Annotated in this window: 3 protein-coding genes; all 3 read left to right on the forward strand. The window is 71.6% G+C overall.

What is annotated here, in order from left to right; genetic code table 11:
• Positions 1-153: 153 nt before the first annotated feature.
• Entirely contained in the window at positions 154-837 is a 684-nt protein-coding gene (gene ftsL / locus AC1DP0_RS18875) for a cell division protein FtsL (RefSeq protein WP_478087444.1), read from the forward strand.
• 346 nt (positions 838-1,183) lie between these two features.
• Entirely contained in the window at positions 1,184-2,971 is a 1,788-nt protein-coding gene (locus tag AC1DP0_RS18880) for a peptidoglycan D,D-transpeptidase FtsI family protein (RefSeq protein ID WP_478087446.1), read from the forward strand.
• A gap of 11 nt (positions 2,972-2,982) precedes the next feature.
• Positions 2,983-4,228, forward strand: a 1,246-nt coding sequence (locus tag AC1DP0_RS18885) for a Mur ligase family protein (protein ID WP_478087448.1), incomplete at its 3' end; no start/stop codon positions are given.

Below are 4,228 nucleotides of genomic sequence, written 5' to 3' on the forward strand. Positions count from 1 at the left end.
GGTCACGGCCAACCCACGGGCGGCGTCGGCTCGCCTTCGCGTCGCGGAGCGTGTCCGCGACACCCGCGGCAGCACCGCCAGCAGCACTGCCACCAGCACCGCCAGCAGCACTGACAGCAGCACCGACAGCAGGACCAGGAAGGGAACCACCCGATGAGCCAGATGACCGCCACGGCCCGGCCGCTCCGCGCGCCGCGGCGCGGGCCAGCCCCGACACCACTACGGGTCATCCCGAGCAGCATCACCCGCACCGGCACCGGCACCTTCGCCGCGACGTGCATCGCCCTGCTCATCGCGGGCCTCATCGCCCTGCTGCTGCTCAACACCGCCCTGGCCCAGGGCTCGCTCGCCCTCGGAGACCTGCAGCGCGAGTCGGCGCGCCTCAGCGACACGGCCGGCAACCTCCAGGAGCAGATCGACCGGGCATCGGCGACCGGTTCGCTCGCCCGCAGTGCGTCCGAGATCGGGATGGTGCGCATGAACACGCGGGGTTACATCGACCTGTCCAAGGGCACCGTCTCGGGCGCGCCCGAGCCGGCCACGCAGAACAACGCCTTCCCGATCGTCACCAGCCCAACACCGCCCGCGGTCACGGCCACCGTCAAGAAGGTCCTGTCCTCGGCCACCCAGCTGGGCGCGGCCGCGTCTGCTGCGTCGGCCGCCTCGTCCGCCTCGTCCGCGCCGGCACAGGCCGCCACGCCGACAGTGCCCGGTACCGGCGTCACGACCCCCGCAGCACCCACACTGGGTACGACACCCGATGCGTCGACGGGGCAGGCCACGGGCGGCGCCGCGTCGAACGGTGGCGGGCAGGCCCAGCAGACGACGGTGAGGTGACTTCGTGACGCAGACCCGAGGGACCGATCCAGGACGGACCGGTCGGGGACCTGCGCCCGCACGAGAGATCCGCCGCAGCTCGTCCGCAAGCACGACACGAGCAGGTCAGGCCCGGCAGGGGACTCCCGCGCGCACCAGCACGCGCAACGGCCCGGTACGGACCGGTCCTGCACGGACCGGTGGGGCGCCCTCCCGGGGACGCGGACCGGCGCCGAAGCAGGCCGCCGCTGGTCGTGGCCCGGTCGGACCTCGAGGACCTGGAGGACCTGGAGGACCTGGAGGACCTCGGGGACCGCGGCGTCCGCTGACGCTCTCACGAGCCAACCCGCGCCGTCGTGCGCGGGTCATGTTCGTCGCCATCCTCTTCATCTTCACGATCTTCGCCGGGCAGCTGCTGCGCATCCAGGCCTTCGACGCCTCGGCGACGCAGGAGGCCGCGCTCTTCAAGCGTTCGGTGAGGACAGTCACGCCGGCCATGCGCGGTCAGATCCTCGACACGAACGGTCAGGTCCTCGCCGACTCGGTCGAGCGCTTCACCATCGCGGCCGACCCGACGGTCATTCCCGAGTACGCCGTGAAGATCGACGGCGTGCGCACCAAGGTCGGCGTCACCCGTGCCGCGGCCGACCTCGCGCCCCTGCTCAAGATGTCGCCGGCGGACCTCACCGCCCTCTTCACCCGGTCGGGCACCCGCTACGTCGTGATCAAGAAGGAGGTCAACCCGGCGATCTACCGCGAGATCCGGGCCCTGGCCATCCCGGGCATCTCCGGCGAGCGCACCGCCCAGCGGATCTACCCCACGTCGATGGCCCTGGGCCAGCTCGTCGGCTTCGTCCGACCGGGTGACCAGAGCGGCGCGGGCGGCATCGAGCAGATGCTCGACAAGGAGCTGAGCGGGACCCCCGGGGTCAGCGTCGCCGAGCGGGCCCGGGACGGCTACATCATCCCGGGATCCCAGCGCGTCGACACCCCGGTCGCCAACGGCCGTGACGTCAAGCTGACGATCGACGCCGACCTGCAGTGGTACGCCCAGAACGCGCTCGCCAAGCAGGTGACCGCCGTCGGCGCGGAGTCGGGCACGGCCGTCGTCATGGAGGTGGCCACCGGGAAGATCCGGGCGGCCGCCAGCTACCCGACGTTCGACCCCAACGACCTCGCCGCAGCCAAGCAGGCTGCGCTGGGCAACTACGCCTTCAACGACGCCTTCGAGCCCGGCTCGACCGGCAAGCTCATGACGATGTCGGCGGCCCTCGAGCAGAAGGTCATCACCCCCGACACCGGTGTCATCGTGCCGCCTCGGCTGCCTCGCGCAGGGACCCCGTTCAAGGACAACGAGCCGCACGGTGTCGAGAACATGACGGCCACGGGCGTGCTCGCCAAGTCGTCCAACATGGGCACCATCATGATCGGAGAGCGGGTCCCGCCCGCCGTCATGGAGGGCTACTACCGCAAGTTCGGCATCGGCTCGAAGACGCCCGTCGGCTTCCCCGGCGAGTCGACCGGTCTGCTGGCCGGCGCGAAGGACTGGGTGTCCACGCGCCGCTACACGATCCTCTTCGGTCAGGGCTACTCCGTCACGGCCGTCCAGCAGGCGGGGGTCTTCCAGACCATCGCCAACAAGGGCGTACGCGTCCCGCCGTCCCTCGTGGAGGGCACCGTCAACGACAGCGGCACGCTCATCCCGTCCGCGCCCACGACGCCCCTCCGCGTCGTGAGCGAGGACACCGCGGTGAAGGTCTCCCGGATGATGGAAGAGGTCACCGGCAAGGACGGCACCGCCAGCGCGGCCCGCATCAAGGGCTACCGCGTCGCCGGCAAGACCGGAACCGCCGACCGCTACGACGACAAGCTCAAGCGCTACAACGGCTTCACGGCATCCTTCATCGGTTTCGCGCCGGCCGAGGCCCCGAAGTACGTCGTCGCGGTCTTCATCCAGAAGCCGAGCGCCGGCATGTTCGGCGGTGCCCTGGCCGGACCCGTCTTCAACCAGGTCATGTCCTACCTGCTCGAGCGCACCGGCGCTCCGCCCAGCCCGAAGTCGCCCCTGAACTACCACGTGTGGGCCGACAAGCCCCTGTCGTCGGACGACCCGACGGTCATCAGCGATGCACGGGCGAAGCGGGATGGCCTGTAAGTTGGGATGACGTGTCACCTACCCCCCTTCGACCGGCCGCGTCCGGCGTGCTCCTGCGCGACCTGACGGCCCGGATCGGCACCGGATCGCCCGTGCGCACGGCAGGGCCTGACGCCGGCGACCTGTTGATCACCGGCGTGACGCTCGACAGCCGCGCCGTGGCCCCCGGCGACGTGTATGCCGCGTTGCCCGGGTTCAACGTGCACGGAGCCCGTTTCGTCGCCGATGCCGTGGCTGCAGGCGCGGTCGCGGTCCTCACGGACGACGCCGGCCTGACCGAGCTGGCAGAGGTGCCAGCGGCCGTCCCGGTCCTCGTTGCCGACGACCCGCGCGGTGTACTCGGAGCGGTCGCGGCCGAGGTCTACGGACACCCGTCCCAGGGCCTGACGATGATCGGCATCACCGGTACCAACGGGAAGACGACGACCGCCTACCTCGTCGAGTCAGCGCTGCGGGCCCATGGGCAGCGGACCGGCCTGATCGGCACCGTCGAGACGCGGATCGGCGACGAGCGCGTCGAGTCGGTGCGCACGACCCCGGAGGCGACGGACCTGCACGCGCTGCTCGGCCTCATGCACGACCGGGGGCTCGACGCGTGCGTCATGGAGGTGTCGAGCCACGCCCTCGCCCTGCACCGCGTCGACGGCGTCGTCTACGACGTGGCGCTCTTCACCAACCTCTCCCAGGACCACCTCGACTTCCACGCCTCGATGGACGACTACTTCGGGGCCAAGGCGTCGCTGTTCACCCCGCAGCGGTCGCGCACGGCGGTCGTGTGCGTCGACGACGTCTGGGGTCGCCGTCTCGCAGCCGAGGCGACCGTGCCGACGACCACGCTCGCCACGACGACCCATCGCGCAGGCGGCGGGGACGGCGCGGATGGCGCGGATGGCGCGGACGGCGCGGACTGGGTCGCCGAGGCGGCCGCCCAGGGCGACGTCGGCGACGCCGGTGCGTTCACGCTCCTCGAGCGCTCGACAGGTCGGGCGCTGCAGCTCGTGTCACACCTGCCGGGCCACTTCAACATCGCCAACACCGCGCTCGCCGCCCTGGCGCTCCTGCGCATCGGCCTCGCACCGTCCGAGGTCGAGGCCGCGATGTCCGTCGCCCCCGAGGTGCCGGGTCGGATGGAGGTCGTCGCAGCCGGTGGCCCGGAGGGCCCGCGCTGCGTCGTCGACTTCGCCCACACGCCCGACGCCGTCGACGCTGCCCTCGCCGCCCTCCGCGGCTCGACTGCGGGCCGGCTCATCGCCGTCC

This window comes from Terrabacter sp. P5_B1 (assembly GCF_056400505.1).

Bases quoted from the DNA above. Each gene is read 5' to 3' on its own strand.
- ftsL (WP_478087444.1), top strand. From the start codon at position 154: ATGAGCCAGATGACCGCCACGGCCCGGCCGCTCCGCGCGCCGCGGCGC.
- AC1DP0_RS18880 (WP_478087446.1), top strand. From the start codon at position 1,184: ATGTTCGTCGCCATCCTCTTCATCTTCACGATCTTCGCCGGGCAGCTG.